The sequence below is a fragment of the Acidovorax cavernicola genome (assembly GCF_003581445.1).
The window spans coordinates 1-529 of record NZ_QXMN01000372.1 but is presented as its reverse complement, the minus strand read 5'-3'; the positions used below and the strand labels follow the sequence as shown (position 1 = coordinate 529).

At 61.4% G+C, this 529-nt stretch carries 1 protein-coding gene; it reads right to left on the bottom strand.

Annotated elements, in window-relative coordinates:
* A partial coding sequence (locus tag D3H34_RS33735; RefSeq protein ID WP_286186608.1) for a TCP-1/cpn60 chaperonin family protein occupies positions 1–520 on the bottom strand: 520 nt, incomplete at its 3' end.
* Between the last annotated feature and the right edge of the window lie 9 nt (positions 521–529).

The window sequence follows — 529 nt, the reverse complement described above, 5'->3', positions numbered from 1 at the left end:
CGCCTTCCTTGCCGACCTTGTCCATTGCGTTGGCAATGATCTGGCCCACGGACTCGTCGGAGTTCGCGGAGATCGAACCGACCTGGGCGATTTCCTTGGAAGTCGTCGTGGCCTTGGACTGGCTCTTGAGTTGCTCGACCAGCACGGTCACAGCCTTGTCGATACCGCGCTTCAGGTCCATGGGGTTCAGACCAGCGGCGACATACTTCGAACCTTCGCGCACGATGGCCTGGGCCAGCACGGTAGCGGTCGTCGTGCCGTCACCGGCGATGTCGTTGGTCTTGGAGGCCACTTCCTTCACGAGCTGGGCGCCCATGTTCTGCAGCTTGTCCTTGAGTTCGATTTCCTTGGCCACGGACACGCCGTCCTTGGTCACGGTGGGGGCGCCGAACGAGCGCTCGAGCACCACATTGCGGCCCTTGGGGCCCAGGGTCACCTTGACCGCGTTGGCCAGGATGTTCACGCCTTCGACCATGCGGGCGCGTGCTTCACCACCGAAAACTACGTCTTTAGCTGCCATTTTGATTCT